The organism is Rhodovarius crocodyli, assembly GCF_004005855.1.
Taxonomy (GTDB): Bacteria; Pseudomonadota; Alphaproteobacteria; order Acetobacterales; family Acetobacteraceae; genus Rhodovarius; species Rhodovarius crocodyli.
This window is the reverse complement of the sequence record NZ_SACL01000004.1, coordinates 97,436-113,725: the sequence shown is the minus strand read 5'-3', so window position 1 is coordinate 113,725 and position 16,290 is coordinate 97,436. Positions and strand designations below refer to the sequence as shown.

Annotated in this window: 14 protein-coding genes; 6 read left to right on the top strand and 8 right to left on the bottom strand. The window is 69.7% G+C overall.

Going from position 1 to position 16,290, the window contains the following annotated elements; all coding sequences use genetic code 11:
- The first annotated feature begins 201 nt into the window (after positions 1 to 201).
- A complete protein-coding gene (locus EOD42_RS12590) occupies positions 202 to 1,137 on the top strand; it encodes a Bug family tripartite tricarboxylate transporter substrate binding protein (protein ID WP_164867914.1) in 936 nt (311 codons plus the stop codon).
- A 140-nt stretch (positions 1,138 to 1,277) separates the two neighbouring features.
- Here the strand turns inward: EOD42_RS12590 and EOD42_RS12585 are convergent, their stop codons facing one another.
- From EOD42_RS12585 to EOD42_RS12570, 4 genes are all read right to left on the bottom strand, one after another.
- Complete coding sequence (locus tag EOD42_RS12585) at positions 1,278 to 2,495, bottom strand: class I SAM-dependent RNA methyltransferase (RefSeq protein WP_127787898.1); 1,218 nt, start codon at positions 2,493 to 2,495, stop codon at positions 1,278 to 1,280.
- A complete protein-coding gene (locus EOD42_RS12580; protein ID WP_127787897.1) occupies positions 2,492 to 2,878 on the bottom strand; it encodes a DUF2721 domain-containing protein in 387 nt (128 codons plus the stop codon). The genes EOD42_RS12585 and EOD42_RS12580 overlap by 4 nt, the downstream gene beginning before the upstream one ends.
- 10 nt (positions 2,879 to 2,888) lie before the next feature.
- Positions 2,889 to 4,082, bottom strand: coding sequence for an acyl-CoA dehydrogenase (locus EOD42_RS12575; RefSeq protein WP_127787896.1), 1,194 nt, complete (start codon positions 4,080 to 4,082; stop codon positions 2,889 to 2,891).
- Between the two features lie 103 nt (positions 4,083 to 4,185).
- On the bottom strand, positions 4,186 to 6,591 hold the full coding sequence (locus tag EOD42_RS12570) for a DEAD/DEAH box helicase (RefSeq protein WP_127787895.1): 2,406 nt from the start codon (positions 6,589 to 6,591) through the stop codon (positions 4,186 to 4,188).
- A 64-nt stretch (positions 6,592 to 6,655) separates the two neighbouring features.
- On the opposite strand from EOD42_RS12570, the gene EOD42_RS12565 reads away from it, so the two are divergent.
- The gene (locus EOD42_RS12565; RefSeq protein WP_206020343.1) at positions 6,656 to 7,360 is read left to right on the top strand and encodes an alpha/beta fold hydrolase; all 705 of its coding nucleotides are present in this window, start codon (positions 6,656 to 6,658) and stop codon (positions 7,358 to 7,360) included.
- Here EOD42_RS12565 and EOD42_RS12560 read toward each other — a convergent pair.
- A complete protein-coding gene (locus EOD42_RS12560) occupies positions 7,350 to 8,090 on the bottom strand; it encodes a 3-oxoacyl-ACP reductase family protein (RefSeq protein WP_127787893.1) in 741 nt (246 codons plus the stop codon). The two genes, EOD42_RS12565 and EOD42_RS12560, sit on opposite strands and share 11 nt — an antisense overlap.
- Before the next feature lie 87 nt (positions 8,091 to 8,177).
- On the opposite strand from EOD42_RS12560, the gene EOD42_RS12555 reads away from it, so the two are divergent.
- Positions 8,178 to 8,786, top strand: coding sequence for a TetR/AcrR family transcriptional regulator (locus EOD42_RS12555; protein ID WP_127787892.1), 609 nt, complete (start codon positions 8,178 to 8,180; stop codon positions 8,784 to 8,786).
- Here EOD42_RS12555 and cuyA read toward each other — a convergent pair.
- Together cuyA and EOD42_RS12545 are read right to left on the bottom strand one after the other, a co-directional pair.
- Entirely contained in the window at positions 8,779 to 9,780 is a 1,002-nt protein-coding gene (gene cuyA / locus EOD42_RS12550) for a D-cysteate sulfo-lyase (RefSeq protein WP_127787891.1), read from the bottom strand. The two genes, EOD42_RS12555 and cuyA, sit on opposite strands and share 8 nt — an antisense overlap.
- Before the next feature lies 1 nt (position 9,781).
- A complete protein-coding gene (locus EOD42_RS12545) occupies positions 9,782 to 10,249 on the bottom strand; it encodes a DUF3237 domain-containing protein (protein WP_127787890.1) in 468 nt (155 codons plus the stop codon).
- Between the two features lie 108 nt (positions 10,250 to 10,357).
- On the opposite strand from EOD42_RS12545, the gene EOD42_RS12540 reads away from it, so the two are divergent.
- Genes EOD42_RS12540 through EOD42_RS12530 form a run of 3 tightly spaced genes read left to right on the top strand, consistent with a single transcriptional unit; the run spans position 10,358 to position 15,191 of the window.
- The gene (locus EOD42_RS12540) at positions 10,358 to 10,972 is read left to right on the top strand and encodes a TetR/AcrR family transcriptional regulator (RefSeq protein ID WP_127787889.1); all 615 of its coding nucleotides are present in this window, start codon (positions 10,358 to 10,360) and stop codon (positions 10,970 to 10,972) included.
- A 59-nt stretch (positions 10,973 to 11,031) separates the two neighbouring features.
- On the top strand, positions 11,032 to 12,117 hold the full coding sequence (locus EOD42_RS12535) for an efflux RND transporter periplasmic adaptor subunit (RefSeq protein ID WP_127787888.1): 1,086 nt from the start codon (positions 11,032 to 11,034) through the stop codon (positions 12,115 to 12,117).
- Positions 12,117 to 15,191, top strand: coding sequence for an efflux RND transporter permease subunit (locus tag EOD42_RS12530; RefSeq protein WP_127787887.1), 3,075 nt, complete (start codon positions 12,117 to 12,119; stop codon positions 15,189 to 15,191). Before EOD42_RS12535 ends, EOD42_RS12530 begins: the two co-directional genes overlap by 1 nt.
- A gap of 1 nt (position 15,192) precedes the next feature.
- On the opposite strand, the gene EOD42_RS12525 is transcribed toward EOD42_RS12530, so the two are convergent.
- Positions 15,193 to 16,257, bottom strand: a complete 1,065-nt coding sequence (locus EOD42_RS12525; protein ID WP_164867913.1) for a GGDEF domain-containing protein — start codon at positions 16,255 to 16,257, stop codon at positions 15,193 to 15,195.
- Positions 16,258 to 16,290: the final 33 nt, after the last annotated feature.

Below are 16,290 nucleotides of genomic sequence, written 5' to 3'. Positions count from 1 at the left end.
TCTGGCGGGTCTTTTTGCACCCATTCAAAAATTGCCGTTGAAATGCACTCAAACCCCACATAGCCTCTGCTCCGTCATCGGCAGCGGAACCGTCCCGGGGCGGGCGCATGCCGGAAGGGTTGGGAAGCAGCGCGCGGCGCAGCGCAATTCGGCGAAGGGGCTGAGACAATGCTGACGCGACGGAGTGGTTTGGCCGGCCTGATGGCCACGGCAATGGCGGCGCCCGCGCAGGCGCAGAACTTCCCGACCGGCCCCGTGCGGCTCGTGATCGGCTTTCCGCCGGGCGGCACGGTGGACACGATCGGCCGCATCATCATCGGCCCGATCGGCGCGCGGCTGGGCCAGCCCATGGTGATCGACACCCGCCCCGGTGCCTCCGGCGTGCTGGCGGTGGAGAACATCGCCCGCAGCCGGCCCGACGCGCACAGCCTGGTCATGGCCTCGGCCGGGGCGCTGGCGGTAATGCCGCACATGCTGCCCAGCATGCCCTATGACGTCGAGCGCGACCTGACGCCCGTGACCCAGCTGGTGCGCACGCCGCAGTTGCTGGTGGTGGGCAGGCATGTGGCCGCCAACACCGTGCAGGAGCTGATCGCGGCAGCCAACGCCCAGCCGGGCAAGCTGACCTTCGGGTCCACCGGCATCGGCTCCACGCTGCATCTGGCCGGTGAGCTGTTCAAGATGCGCGCGGGCATCGACATCCTGCATGTGCCCTATCGCGGCGGCGCGCCGGCCGTGACCGCCATGCTGGCGGGTGAGATCGACATGCTGCTGGTCGATATCCCGGTGGTGATGCAGCACATCCGCAGCGGCAGCTTCAAGCCGCTGGCACTGGCCTCGGCCAGCCGCATCGGCGCGCTGCCCGATGTGCCCACCATGGAACAGGCCGGCGTGCGCGATGTGATCGCGGAGGGCTGGTACGCCATCTACGCGCCCCCGGGCACGCCCGCGGACCAGGTGGAGGCGGTGCGCCGCGCCGTGGCGGCCGGTCTGGAAGACCCCGCCACCCAGCGTGCGCTGGCGGATCTGGGCGGCGTGGTCACCACCAGCACACCCACGGAGCTGCGCGATTATGCCCGCAGCGAATATGTGAAGTGGGGCGAGGTGGTGCGTGTTTCCGGTGCGCGGATGAATTGATTATCTTCTTTTTCTGAAGAAAAAGAAGCAAAAACACTTTATCTATTGGCCCTGGTGGTGAAGGCAGTACTTAACCACCGGTACAATCATCTGACTCTCAAAAGTTTTTTTGGTTCTTTTTTACAAAAAAGAACGTACCTTCAACGCGCAACCTTCGGCGGCACAAACACCACCACCGCCTCCACATGCGGCGACCACAGAAACTGGTCGATCGCCACCGCCGAGACCGCCTTGTACCCCGCACCCGCCAGGATGCGGGCATCGCGTTCCAGCGCCGCCGGGTTGCAGGAGACATAGACCAGCGGCGGAGCCTTGGCGCGGGCCAGCTGCTCCACCTGCTCCTTCGCGCCGGCGAAGGGCGGGTCGAGCACCACGGCGCGCGCGGTCTTCACCTCAGCGGGCAACAGGGGCTGGCGGGCCAGATCGCGCCTGATGCCCTTCACCCGGCCGCCGGCGGCCTTGGCGCCGGCGATCAGCGCGGCCGCCGCCTCGGGCTCGCCCTCGAAGGCCTGAACCTGGGCGCGGCCCGCGATGGGAAAGCTCAGCGTGCCGAGACCCGCGAACAGGTCGATCACCACCGAGCCGCGCGGCAGCTTGGCCGGCAAACCAGCCAGCACGGCCTCGACGATCGCGGCTTCCGCCCCCTCGGTCGCCTGCAGGAAGGCGCCGGGCTGGGGCGTGACGGCAGCGCCGGCGAAGTGATGCCGCACCGGCTTTACCTGGGCCGCGACGCCGTGCTGGGTGGCGACGCGCGCGATGCCGTTGGCGCCGGCATAGGCGGCCAGGCGCTCGTGGTCCGGCACGCCGGGCTTGCCGTCCAGCTTCAGCAGGATGTCGGGGCCCGTCTCCAGCAGGTTGATCACCGCATCGCCCTCACGCCGCAGCGCGGTCAGCGAACGCAGCACCGTGGCCAGGCCGGGCAGAAGCGCCATGATCTCAGGCCGCACCACTTGGCATTCCGGCACAGGCACCACGCCGTCCGGCCCATGGAAGCCGAGCATGACACTGCCATCACTCGCACGGCGGATGGCGAAATCCGCACGCCGGCGCGAATGCGGCGGGCTCTGATGGGCCATGGTCACCGGCAGGTCGAAGCCCGCGCGATACAGGGCCGTGGCCACGCGGGCGCGCTTCCAGTCGGCCTGGGCAGAGAGCGACCAATGCTGCAGCCGGCAACCGCCGCAGGCATCGACATGCGGGCAGGGGGGCTCCACGCGCTCGGGGCTGTCGTTCAGCCGCGTGCCGTCGGGGCCGATCTCCTCGCCCGGCAGGGTGCTCGGAATGTAGCTGACCTGGCCGTCCGCGGCGCGGGCCAGCCCGTCACCCTCTGCACCGACCGCGATGATGGTGCGGTTCACAGCCCCGGCCCCCGTTCCGCCATGATGGTTTCCGTCAGCATGCACAGCATGGCGGCGATGAAGGCGAGCATGCCGCCCACCAGAAGCAGGGCCAGGACCGTGCCGCTCTGCGCGTCGGTCAGTGCCAGGATGAAGCCGAACATGATCTGTGTTGCCACCAGCAGGGCGGATACCCCCGCCAGTTGAACCGCCCGGCGGGCGAAATGCGCCCGCCGCTGCAGCCAGTCTAGGACCGGCCCCTGAGCCGCGGTATCGGACATGCGATCGAGGATGCGTGTCTGACGGGTCGTCAGCGCGTTCAGGGCCGTCATCGCAGCCGTCAGCAGGAAGGCCGGAGCAAGCGCGAGACCGATCGCCTGCTCCACCGCCTGCAACGGCTGCACCGCCTCAGTCTCAGCCGAAGGCGTTGAGGCCGGTCTGCGCGCGGCCCAGGATCAGGGCATGCACGTCGTGCGTGCCCTCATAGGTGTTCACCGTCTCGAGGTTCACCATGTGACGGATCACATGATACTCGTCCACGATGCCGTTGCCGCCGTGCATGTCGCGCGCCACGCGGGCGATATCCAGCGACTTGCCGCAGCTGTTGCGCTTGACCAGGGAGATCATCTCCGGCGCCACCTTGCCCTCATCGAACAGGCGGCCGACGCGCAGCACGGACTGCAGGCCGAGCGTGATCTCGGTCTGCATGTCGGCCAGCTTCTTCTGGATCAGCTGGGTCTGGGCCAGCGGCTTGCCGAACATCTTGCGGTTCATGGTGTAGTCGCGGGCACGGTGCCAGCAATCCTCGGCGGCGCCCAGCGCGCCCCAGGCGATGCCGTAGCGCGCGCGGTTGAGGCAGGAGAAGGGGCCGGCCAGCGACTTCACGCCCGGCAGCTTGTTCTCCTCGGGCACGAACACGTCGTCCATCATGATCATGCCGGTGACGGAGGCGCGCAGGCTGAACTTGCCCTCGATCTTGGGGAAGGTCAGGCCCTTCATGCCGCGCTCCAGCAGGAAGCCGCGCAGGATGCCCTCATCGTCCTTGGCCCACACCACCGCGACATCGGCGATGGGGGAATTGGTGATCCAGGTCTTGGAGCCGGACACCAGATAACCGCCGTCGACCTTCTTCGCGCGGGTGCGCATGGAGTTGGGGTCGGAGCCGGCATCGGGCTCGGTCAGGCCGAAGCAGCCCACCCATTCGCCGGTGCGCAGCTTGGGCAGGAACTTTTCCTTCTGCGCGTCGGAACCGAACGCATAGATGGGGTACATGACCAGCGAGGACTGGACCGAGAAGGCGGAGCGATAGCCGCTGTCCACGCGCTCGACCTCACGCGCCATCAGGCCGTAGGAGACATAGCCCACGCCGGCGCAGCCATAGCCTTCGAGCGTGGCACCCAGGAAGCCCTGCTCACCGAACTCGTTCATGATCTCGCGGTGGAAGTGCTCCTTGCGGAAGGCTTCCTGCACGCGCGGCATCAGGCGGTCCTGGCAGAAGGCACGGGCCGCGTCGCGGATCATGCGCTCATCTTCCGTCAGCTGCTCATCGAGCAGCAGGGCATCGTCCCACTGGAAGCTGGCACGGGCGACGGGATGGATGGCGTTCATGGCGGTGTCCTCAAGATGGGCCAGTTAAGGTCTGGACGTCTTTATGGCGCCCGGCTGCGAAGCGGGCAATGTGCGGCGGGGGCTGGCCCCGCCGCAAGGGGCGTCAACCCTCTTCGGTCGTCTCGGCCGGGGCCTCGGCCTTCGGCTTGCGCGGCGCGCGGACGCGCTTCGGCTTGGCCGGGGCGGCTTCCTCGGCGGGCGCGGCCTCGGCGGGTGCCGCAGCCTTGGCCTTGGGCTTGGCGGCGGCCTTGGCGGGCTTCGCCGCGGGCTCGGCCTTCTTGCGGGGCGCGCGCTTGGGCTTGGCGGGGGCCTCGGCCTCCGTAACGGCCTCCACTGGGGCCTCCACGGGGGCTTCCGTCATCGCGGTCTCAGCAACCGGCACCTCGGCGGCAGGCGCCTCCACCGGGGCTTCGGCCACGGGGGCCACCGGCGCCACGGTCTCGATCGCGGGCGCCTCGGCCACCGGCGCGGGCACGGCCTCGGGCTCGATCGTCACCGGCGGCTCGGCCGCCTGGATCTCGATCACCTTGGGCTTGGACTCGGCGTCGCGCTTCTCGGCCTCACGCTTTTCAGCCTGGGGCTTGGGCTGGCGGCGCAGCTCCTCGCGCTTGATGCCCAGGAACATGAAGGCCGGGATGCTGTCACCGAAGCCACGCACCGGCGGGCCCAGATCATCGTCGCGGCGGCGGCGGTCGTCGCGGGTGCGGTCCTCACGCGGGCGGTCTTCACGGGGGCGCTCGTCACGCGCGCGGTCCTCGCGGCGCGGGCGATCGTCACGGGCGAAGCGCTCCTCGCGGGGACGATCCTCACGCTGGCGATCGTCGCGCTGGCGTTCCTCACGGGGGCGGTCCTCACGGGGGCGCTCGTCGCGCGCGCGGTCCTCCCGGCGGGGGCGCTCGTCACGCGGACGATCCTCGCGGGGGCGGTCCTCTCGGCGATCCCGGTCGCGGCCACGGCCGTCACGGTCACGCCCGCCTTCGCGGCGGCCGCCGTCACGGCCCTTTTCGCGGCCCTGGTCGCGCCCGCCACGCCCACGGCCCTTGCGGGTCGCGGCCTCGGCCAGCTCCTCGTCGGTCACGGGGTCCAACCCCTCGATCACGACGCGGGGAATCTCCTTGCCCGTCAGCTTCTCGATGGCCGTGACAAAGCGCACGTCATCGGGCTCGGCCAGGGTATAGGCCACGCCCTCACGGCCCGCGCGGCCGGTGCGGCCGATGCGGTGGACGTAGTCCTCGCTGTGGATCGGCACGTCGAAGTTGAACACATGCGACAGGCCGCCGATGTCGATGCCGCGCGCAGCCACGTCGCTGCACACCAGGTACTGCAGCGTGCCGGCCTTGAAGGCCGCCAGCGTCGCGAAGCGCACCGACTGGTCCAGGTCGCCATGCAGGGCGCCGACCTTGAAGCCGTGCTTCTTCATCGACTTGTACAGGATGTCGACGTCGACCTTGCGGTTGCAGAAGATCAGCGCGTTCTGCACATCCATCGTGCGCAGCAGGCGGCGCAGCGCCTCGCGCTTGTCCTGGCGCTGCACGTAGCACAGGCCGGTGGTGATGGTCGTCGCGACCGAAGCCGGGGCCGACACCGTGATCTGCTTCGGGTTAGACAGGAAGGCATCGGCCAGCTTGCGGATCTCAGGCGCCATGGTGGCGCTGAAGAACAGCGTCTGGCGCATCTGCGGCAGCAGAGAGACGATGCGCTCCACATCCGGGATGAAGCCCATGTCCAGCATGCGGTCGGCTTCGTCGATCACCAGGATCTTGCAGTCCGCCAGCAGGATGCGGCCGCGATCGAACAGGTCGAGCAGCCGGCCCGGGGTGGCGATCAGCACGTCCACGCCCGATTCCAGCGCGGCCTTCTGCTCGTCCATGCTCTCACCGCCGATCAGCAGCGCATGGTTGAGGTTCAGGTGCTTGCCGTACTTCACGAAGTTCTCGGCGACCTGAAGGGCCAGTTCGCGCGTCGGCTCCAGGATCAGGCTGCGCGGCATGCGGGCCTTGGCGCGGGAACCGGCCAGGATCTCCATCATGGGCAGGGTGAAGCTGGCGGTCTTGCCGGTGCCCGTCTGGGCGCAGCCCAGCACGTCGCGGCCCATCAGCACATAGGGAATGGCCTGGTGCTGGATGGGCGTGGGGTGGACATAGCCCGCCTCATGAATGCCCTGCAGCAGCTTCTCGCCCAGGCCCAGGTCGGTGAAGAGCGGCTTGGGCTCCTCCGCGACCGGCTCGGGGGAAGGTTCAGGCTCGGCCGGCGCGGCTTCTTCCGCAACGGCGGCTTCCTGGACGGGAGTGACTTCGGCGACGGGGGCCTGGGTCTCGGTCTGGGTGTCCACGCTGGCCTCGGCCTCGTGGGCGATGTCCTGGGTCAATGCAAACTCGTCTTGCACAGAGGGTGGCGGAACCACCGGAGGGATGACTGCCTGTTGCCGTGGGGGCGCGGCCCCGAAGGCGGCGCCCGATGCGGCTGGGGCAGGCTTTCCCGCCCCGCGACGCCCGCCATATGCGCCCATGCGCACAACTCCGCAAGCAGAAGCTCTTGCCCGGCAGTGCTTCCTGCGCATGACTGCCGCGATCATGACCACAAAAATACTGCTTCTGCCCGGATTGCTGTGCGACGCGCGGCTCTGGCGGGATGTCATTCCCTTGTTGCCCGCCGAGGCGCTGGTGGCCGACCTCACCTTGGACGAGAGCATGGAGGCGATGGCGGATCGGGCGCTGGCCGCGGCCGAGCAGGCATGGGGGCAGGGGGCACGCTTCGCCGTCGCGGGCCTGTCCATGGGCGGCTATGTGGCCTTTTCCCTGTGGCGCGCGGCGCCGGAGCGCATCACGCACCTGGCCTTGTTCGATACCTCCGCCCGCCCGGACACGGCAGAGGCCACGGGCAAGCGGCGTGGCCTGATGCAACTGGCGGAGGTGGGTCAGTTCAAGGGAGTGACGCCCCGGCTGCTGCCGCAGCTGCTGCATCCGGACCATCTTTCGGGGCCCTTGGCCGAGGATGTGATGGCGATGGCCGACCGCGTCGGCCAGGACGCCTTCTTCCGTCAGCAGCGCGCCATCATGGAGCGCCCCGATTCGCGCCCCGACCTGCCCATCATTGACGTACCGGTGCTGGTGGCGGTGGGAGAGGCCGATGTGCTGACCCCGCCGGAACTGGCCGAGGAGATGGCGCTGTCCATCCCAGGGGCGGAGCTGGTCCGATTCCCCGGCTGCGGCCATCTGCCCAGCATGGAGGCGCCGGCGCTGGTGGCCGGCGCCATGGAACGCTGGCTCAGGCGTTGAAGCCGCCATCCACCGTCAGGAAGGTGCCGGTGATGTTGCCCGCGGCCGGCCCCGCCAGGAAAGCCACCGCCGCCGCGATGTCCTCGACCCGGCCATAGCGGCCGAGGGCGGTGAAGCCCACCACGGCATCGGCCAGCGCGCCGTCGGCCGGGTTCATGTCGGTGTCGATCGGGCCGGGCTGCACCAGGTTCACGGTGATGCCCTTCGGCCCCACCTCCCGCGCCAGGCCGCGCGTGAAGGAATTCAGCGCCGACTTGGACATCGAATAGGCGGTGATGCCGGGGAAGGGCACGCGTTCACCGACATTGGAGCCGATGGTGACGATGCGCCCGCCTGCGCCCAGATGGCGCAGCGCCGCCTGCGAGGCCAGCACCGGCGCGCGGACATTGACCGCCAGCAGAGCGTCCAGATCCTCCAGCGTCAGCTCCTCCAGCGCGCCCATGCGGGCGATGCCCGCGTTGTTGACCAGGATGTCGAGCCCGCCCAGGCCCTCCGCCGCCTGATCCACGGAGCGGCGGACCGCGGCCGCATCCGCGCTGTCGGCCTGGATGGCCAGGCCGCGGCGCCCGAAACCTTCGATGGCGGCCACCACCTCGGCGGCGCGTTCGGCCGAACGCTCATAGGTGATGGCGACATCGGCGCCCTGTTGCGCGAGCGCGCGGGCAATGCCGGCGCCGATGCCGCGGGATGCGCCGGTGACGAGCGCGCGCTTGCCGAGAAGCTGGGTCATGGGGTGTGTTCCTATTTGTGAATTGATCGCTGCATAAATGGCTAAATCCGTTTGCCCGTCACTGTCAACAGCTTTATAAAGTGATCGATGCATAAATCTGAAAGCAAGCCGCGCGGCCGCCCCCGTGCCTTCGACCGCGAGGCGGCGCTGGCAAAGGCCACACGTCTGTTCTGGGAAAAGGGCTATGAGGCCACCTCCATCAGCGACCTGACCGAGGCGCTGGGCATCGGCCCCACCAGCCTCTACGCCGCCTTCGGCTCGAAGGAGGCGCTGTATTCAGAGGCGCTGGAGCATTACGCGCGGACCTATGACTGCTTCGTCTGGACCCGCTTCCGCGCGGCGCAGACGGCCAGGGACGCGATCGAGGCCTTTCTGATGGATTCGGCTGCCTCCTTCACCGGCTGCGCCGCGGACATGCCGCGCGGCTGCATGGTCACGCTGTCCTCGGTGGGCAGCGAGGGGCATGAGGCGCTCGGTCGACTGATCCATGATGCGCGGGAAGAAGGCCGGGCGCGGCTGGAGCGCCGGCTGCGCCAGGCGGTCTCAGAAGGCGAACTGCCAGAGGCCACCGACGTCACGGCGCTGGCCCGCTTCTATCAGACCGTGCAGAGCGGCATGTCTCTGCTGGCCCGCGACGGTGCCGGCCGCGCCGAACTGGAACAGGTGGCGCGGCTGGCGATGGTGCGTTTCAGCTGAAGGCGTCCGGATAGCCGAACAGCCCGACCGAACCGCCCGTGTGCAGGAACACGACGTTCGCGCCCTGCGTGAACCTGCCCTGGCGGATGTAGTCGATCAGCCCCGCCATGGCCTTGCCGGAGTAGACGGGGTCGAGGAGGATTCCCTCCTGCTCGGCCAGCATCCGCACGGCCTCGACCATGCCCTGCGTCGGCACGCCATAGCCCTGGCCGACATAGTGGCTGTCGGCCGCCACATGCTCCGGCCGCACGGTGCCCGCGGGCAGGCCCATGTGCTGGGCCGTGGCCTCGGCCAGCGCCAGGACGGCGCCTTCCTGCACCTCACGGGTCTGGCGCACGGTGAAGCCCAGCACCGGAATGCCGGCATTCAGCGCGACCAGCCCCGCGACCAGCCCGGCCTGGGTGCCGGAACTGCCCGTGGCATGAACCAGGTGGTCGATGCGCAGATCCAGCGCGGAGGCCTGCGCCACCAGCTCCAGCGCCGCGTTCACATAGCCCATGGCGCCCACGGGGTTGGAGCCGCCGCCGGGAATGACATAGGGCTTGCGGCCCTCGGTCTTCAGGCGCTCCGCCAGGTCCAGCATCTGCGCCGGCATGTCGGTGCCGGCGGGGAAATGGTGCACCTGCGCACCCAGCAACCCGTTCAGCAGCATGTTGCCCGAATGCTTGTAGGCGTCGGTGGCGACGCCCGCCCGGCTGTCCAGCATCAGATGACAGGCGAGCCCCGCCTTGGCCGCCGCCGCCGCCGTCTGGCGCGCGTGGTTGGACTGGGTGGCGCCCATGGTGATCAGCGTGTCGGCGCCCTGGGCCAGGGCGTCGGCCAGCAGATACTCCAGCTTGCGCGTCTTGTTGCCGCCGGTGGCCAGGCCCGTGCAGTCGTCGCGCTTGACCCAGATGTTCACCTTGCCGCCCAGGTGCCGGCTCAACCGCTCAAGGGGCTCGAGCGGCGTGGGCCCATGGCCCAGCCTGACACGCGGGAAGCGGCCGAGGTTCATCTCACTTCACCACATACAGGTCGTATTGCGGGCCGGTGGGCGGGCGCTGCCCGATGCCCACGACCACCACGCGATTCAGCCAGGCGAGCGAGGGCTCGGCCGTCTCGAACCGGGCGGTGACGCGGAAATAATACTGGTCGACGGGCACGGCCTCGCCACGGCCGAGGGCGGCCAGCACTTCGGGCGGACCGGCGCGGAAGCCGTTGTATTGCAGGAACAGGTGGGCGCCGCTCGCGGTCTTGAGGGTCAGCTTCACGTCGATATGGGTGGTGCCGTCGGGCTCGATGCGCAGCCAGTCGGCGCTGGCGCCCGCCACCACCTCGGCATTCAGGCCGGGGCCGGTGGCCGTGCCGCCGATGACGGGCACGATGCGCAGGTCATGCTTGCCGGCATCGCCCACCGGGGCGGGGGCGCCCACCTTCAGCGACAGGGTGCAAAGATATTCCGTGTTGACGGGCAAAGGTGCCATGGTCCGGTTCCTTCTTGGCTTCCGGCCAGCCTGCCGGGAGCCTTCGCGCTGGACAAGCCATGGCCGGGAATCTAGATAACTGATGATTTTTGAAATTCGTCACAGACCATGACCGCCCCCAGCACCGCCGAAGCCACCCGCGCCCGCATCGCCGACACGGCAGAGGCCCTGTTCCGCAGCATGGGCTATCAGAAGACCGCCGTGGCCGACATCGCCCGCGCGCTGGGCATGTCACCCGCCAATGTCTACCGGTTCTTCCCCTCGAAAAGCGCGATCAACGAAGCGATCTGCACCCGGCTTCTCAGCGGAATCTCAGCACGGATCGAGGCTGAGGCCGAAGGCGCCGGCACCGCCGAGCAGCGCCTGAACGCCCTGACCCATGAGTTGCTGAAGGCATGCCTGGAGGTGTTCTTCACCGAGAAACGCATGCACGACATGGTCGCGGCCGCGATGGAGGAACATTGGTCCTCCATCACCCAGTTCCTGGACCGGCTGGTGGCCGCGCTGCGGCGCTGCGTGGCGGACGGCATGGCCAGCGGCGAATTCGCGCCCGGCGACCCGGAACAGATGGCGCTGGTGCTGAAGGTCAGCCTGCTCGCCTTCTATCATCCTCAACTCATTGAGGATTGCCTGAACATGCCTGAGCCTTCTCCCGATTTGGCGCAGTCGCTCGACCTGACGCTGGCGCTGCTGGTGGCGGGGCTGAAGAGAGGCCTTCGCTAACGACTGTTGATTTTCAAAAATCGTCAGTTCATACAGGCGGCGCAGTCAGGACGGATTCCATGCGCCCCAGCCTCATCCTCCCGGTCCTTCTCATGCTCGCGGCCTGCAAGGCCGACCAGGCAGCCGAGATCCCGCGTGAGGAACCGCCCACCCCCGTCCAGACCGCGGAATACCGCCCGGCACCCGTCGAGCGCCCGGCCAACCTGACCGGCGTGATCCGCGCCCGCCGAGAAGCCGACCTCGGCTTCCGCGCCGGCGGCCGCATCGCGGAGCGCCTGGTCAACCTGGGCGACCGGGTGCGCCAGGGCGACGCGCTGGCCCGCATCGACGCCCGCGACCTGGACTTGGCGCTGCGCGCCGCGGAGGCCGATCTGGCCGCGGCCGAGGCGCAATCCGTCCAGGCCGCGAATGACGCCAGCCGCTCTGCCCAGCTGCTGGCCGCCGGCCATGTCGCGCCCGCCTTCAACGACCAGCGCGTGGCCGCCGCCCGTGCGGCGCGGGAACGCGTGGCCAGCGCCGCCGCCAGCCGCAACCTGGCCCGCAACCGCGCTTCCTATGCCACCCTCGTGGCGCCGGCAGACGGCGTCGTGACCGCCATCCTGGCCGAGGCGGGGCAGGTGGTGGCCGAGGGCACGCCCGTGCTGCGCATCGCCAACCCGGCCGAGCGCGAAATCCTGGTCCAGGTGCCGGAGACGCTCACGGACCGGGTGGAGGACCCCACCGCCACCGCCAGCTTCTGGGCCCGGCGCGACGACCGCCTGCCGGTCACGCTGCGTGAGATGGCGGCCCAGGCCGAGCCCGGCCTGCGCACCTATGCCGCGCGCTTCACCATTCCGAACGCGCCGGACTGGGCGCAACTGGGCATGACCGCCACCGTGCATCTGCCCGCGCGCGGCGGCATGGCCGCCCGTATTCCGCTCAGCGCGCTGCACGACCGGGGGCAGGGGCCCATGGTCTGGGCGCTGGAGGGCCGCGACCGCCTGCGCGCCGTGCCCGTCACTGTGCTGGCCATGGCCGAGACCACCGCCACCGTCACGGCCAACCTGCCCGAGGGCGCGCGCATCATCGCCATGGGCCCGCAGCTGCTGGGCCCCGAAACCCGCGTCCGCCCCGTGGACCAGCGCCTGGCGAGCACGCTGCGCTGATGAATACCCGCATCAACCCGTCCGAATGGGCCATCCGCAACGGGGCGCTGACCCTGTTCGCCATGATCCTGGTCTTCGCGCTGGGCTTCATGGCCTGGAACCGGCTGGGCCGGGCCGAGGACCCGGGCTTCACCATCAAGGTGATGGTCATCCAGGCGCAATGGCCGGGCGCCACCGCCAATGAGATGCAGGACCAGGTGCTGGACCGCATCGAAAGCCGCCTGCAGGACCTGGCCTATATCGACACCCTGCAGACCTACGCGCGCCCCGGCGTCGGCACCATCACCCTGAGCCTGCGCGACGACACCCCGGCACGGCTGGTGCAGGAGCTGTGGTACCAGGTGCGCAAGAAGGTGAGCGACATGCGCGCCCAGCTGCCGGCGGGCGTCATCGGCCCCTTTTTCAACGACGAGTATTCCGACGTCTATTCCGCCGTCATCGCCCTGACCGGCGCCGACAACGCGGAACTGGCGCGGCAGGGCGAGCGCCTGCGCATCCGCCTGCGCCGCATCCCGGGTGTCGAGAAGGTGGTGATGGACGGCGAGCAGCCCCAGCGCGTGCATGTGGAAGTGAGCCACGCGCGGCTGGCCACCCTCGGCATCTCGCCCGAGGCCATCCTGACCGCCCTGCAGCGCCACAACCCGGTCACGCCGGGTGGGACGGTCGAGACGGGATCCACCCGCATCAACCTGCGCCTGCCGCAGGGGCTGGACGGCATCGAGAGCGTGGGTGCCACCCCCATTCCGCTCGACGGCCGCACCATCCTGCTCTCGGACATCGCGACCATCACGCGCGGCGTGCAGGACCCGCCCAGCACCGCTATCCGTTTCCGCCGCGACGGCGCGGTGCTGCTCTCGGTGGTGAAGGAGCGCGGGGTGGATGTGCTGCGCCTGGGCCGTGCGCTGGACGGGGAGCTGGCCCGGATCCGCCACGAACTGCCGGCCGGCCTGTCGCTCAGCCTGGTTTCCGACCAGCCGCATATCGTGGCCGAGAGCGTCAACGAGTTCCTGCTGAAGCTGGCGGCGGCACTCGGCGTGGTGCTGGTGGTCAGCTTCCTGTCGCTGGGCTTCCGGCCCGGCATTATCGTGGCGCTGTCCGTGCCGCTCACGCTCTCCCTCGTCTTCGCCTTCATGCTGTGGCGGGGCACGGAGCTGGAGCGCATCTCGCTCGGCGCCCTGATCCTGGCGCTCGGCCTGCTGGTGGATGATGCGATCATCGCCATCGAGGCCATGCTGGTGAAGCTGGAGCAGGGCTGGGACAAGGTGCGCGCCGCGGGCTTCGCCTGGACCTCCACGGCCGGGCCCATGCTGACCGGCACGCTGATCACCATGGCGGGCTTCATCCCGGTGGGCTTCGCCAACTCCACATCCGGTGAGTATGCGGGCGGCATCTTCTGGGTGGTGGGTGCCGCGCTGATCGCCAGCTGGGTGGTGGCGGTGGTGTTCACCCCCTGGCTGGGGGCCGCCATGCTGCGCGTGACACCCCATGCCGACCACCATGACCCTTATCAGGGCGGCTTTTCCCGCGCGCTGCGGGCCGCCGTCTCCTTCTGCGTGCGCTTCCGCTGGCTGGTGCTGCTGGCCACCTTCGGGCTGCTGGCGGCGGGCTTCGTCGGCATGGGGCTGACGCGCAAGCAGTTCTTTCCCGTCAGCCAGCGGCTGGAGCTGCTGGTGGACGTGAACATGCGCCAGGGTGCCGCGATCGGGGCGACCGATGCCGTGATCCGTCGCCTGGAAGCCACGGTGGCGGACGACCCCGATGCCCGGCACTACACCGCCTATCTGGGTGCCGGCGCCCCGCGCTTCTTCCTGGCCCTGAACCCCGACCTGCCGAATGAGGCCTTCGGCAAGCTGATCATCGAGACCCGCGACCTGGAGGCGCGGGAGCGCCTGCGCGCGCGGCTGATCGCGATGGTGGAGGAGGGGGCCTTCCCCGAGGGCCGGGTGCGCGTCTCGCGGCTCGATTTCGGCCCGCCTGTCGCTTACCCGGTGCAGTTCCGCCTGATGGGGCCTGACCCCAACACGCTGCGGCGGCTGGGCGATGAATGGGTGCATGCGCTGAACGCCGTGCCGGGCGCGCGCGCCGCCCAGACCGATTGGAGCGAGCTTGCGCCCGCCGTGCGGCTGGAGGTGGATCAGCAGCGCCTGGCTCAGCTCGGCCTCTCACCCCAGGCCGTGGCCAACTCGCTGGGCTCGCTGCTGTCGGGCGTCACGGCCACACAGATCCGCGAGGGCAACCGGCTGGTCGATGTGGTGCTGCGCGCCCCGCCCGAGGAGCGGCTGGGCCTGTCTCAGCTGCCGGACCTGACGCTGGCGACACCCGCGGGGCCCGTGCCGCTGTCGCAGGTGGCCCGGCTGGTGCCGGCGATGGAGGAGCCCATCCTGTGGCGCCGCAACCGCGAGCCCTTCATCACCGTGCGTTCCGAGATCCTGCCCGGCTATCAGGCACCCGACGTGACCAATGCCGCGCTGCCCCGTCTGGCGCCGCTGATCGCGGCCCTGCCGCCCGGATACCGGATGGAGGTGGGCGGCGCGCTGGAACAGTCCGACAAGGCCAATGCCAGCCTGTTCGTGCTGTTCCCGGTCATGCTGGCGGTGATGGCGACGCTGCTGATGATCCAGCTGCGGCATTTCGGGCGGGCCTTCCTGGTGTTCGCCACGGCGCCGCTGGGCATTCCGGGGGCGGCGGCGGCGCTGCTGGCCTTCGACGCGCCCTTCGGCTTCGTGGCGCTGCTGGGCGTGATCGCGCTGGCGGGCATGATCATGCGCAACACGCTGATCCTGGTGGACCAGGTGCAGCAGGACCTGGCGACGGGGCATGACCTGCGGGAAGCCATCGTCGAGAGCACGGTGCGGCGCGCCCGCCCCGTGGTGCTGACGGCTCTCGCGGCCATCCTGGCTTTCATCCCGCTGACCCATTCGGCCTTCTGGGGGCCGATGGCGGCAGCCATGATCGGGGGACTGACGGTTGCGACGGTCGCGACCCTGTTCGTGGTGCCGGCGCTCTATGCGCTGGCGCTGCGCAGGCCGCGCGCGCAGTCCGTGCCGGGGGCCATGCCGGCCCCGGCCGAGTAGCTCAGGCCCAGCGCTGCGCGCGGGCGGGCTGCTCCCCGCAAACGCGGTTGCGGCCGCCCTTCTTGGCATCATACAGCGCCTGGTCCGCGCGGCTGAGGAAGGCGGCGGTCTGCTCCCCGCCGCGATAGCCGGCCACGCCGAAGCTGGCGGTGATGTCGCCCAGCTCATCGCCCGTGGTGCGCAGGGTCAGGGTCTGGGTGGCGACACCCGCGCGGATGCGCTCCGCGATCTGGGCGGCCTGGCCGGCCAGGGTGCGGGGCAGCAGCACGGCGAATTCCTCGCCGCCGAAGCGTGCCGCGACATCCTGGTCCCGCAGCAGCGAGGCCACGGTGATGGCCGTGCGCCGCAGCACCGCATCGCCCACCGGGTGGCCCCAGCGGTCGTTGATCGACTTGAAGTGGTCGATGTCGATCAGGATCATGGACAGCGGCTGGTCGCTTTCGGTGGCCTGGCCGGCCATGGCGCGCAGATGCGCGTCGAAGGCGCGGCGGTTGGGCAGGCCGGTCAGGGCATCGGTGTTGGCCTCCTTGCGCGTGTCCTCCAGCTCACCGCGCAGGGATTCGATCTGCTGGGCGGAATGGGCGATCTTGCGGCCCATCTCATGGGTTCGGCGCGTCATCTCTCGCGCCTCGTCCACCAGCCGGGCCAGGACGGATTGCAGGCGCTCGGGGTTCAGCAGCGCCTCGGCCGACAGCTCATTCAGCGAATCGCCGAAGCTGACGGCATCCGCCCCGTGGGAGGCCATGATGCCCAAGGCCTCCCGCAGGGTGCCGGAGATCCGGGTCAGGGCGCTGGAGAGCGCCTTGAACTCCGTCTGCGGCTGGAAGAAGCGCGCGGACAGGTCGTCCATCACGGTATCGGTCACGCGGCCCCGGGCCGCGGCCAGGTCGAGCGCGTGGGACAGCTCGGGCTTGCGGCCGGCGTGATGCTCGAACCAGACCGTGTAGTAGGGCGGGCTGGGGGGCAGCCCGTTTTCCTGCAGGGAGGTGATGGCGGCCCGCGCATGGGCGCTGATCTGCTGCATTCGTTGCGCCCGCGTGCTGGGGGATTGAAGGGTGGGCACCATGCGACCTCCCGTTACCTCTTGAGGGATGCCGGG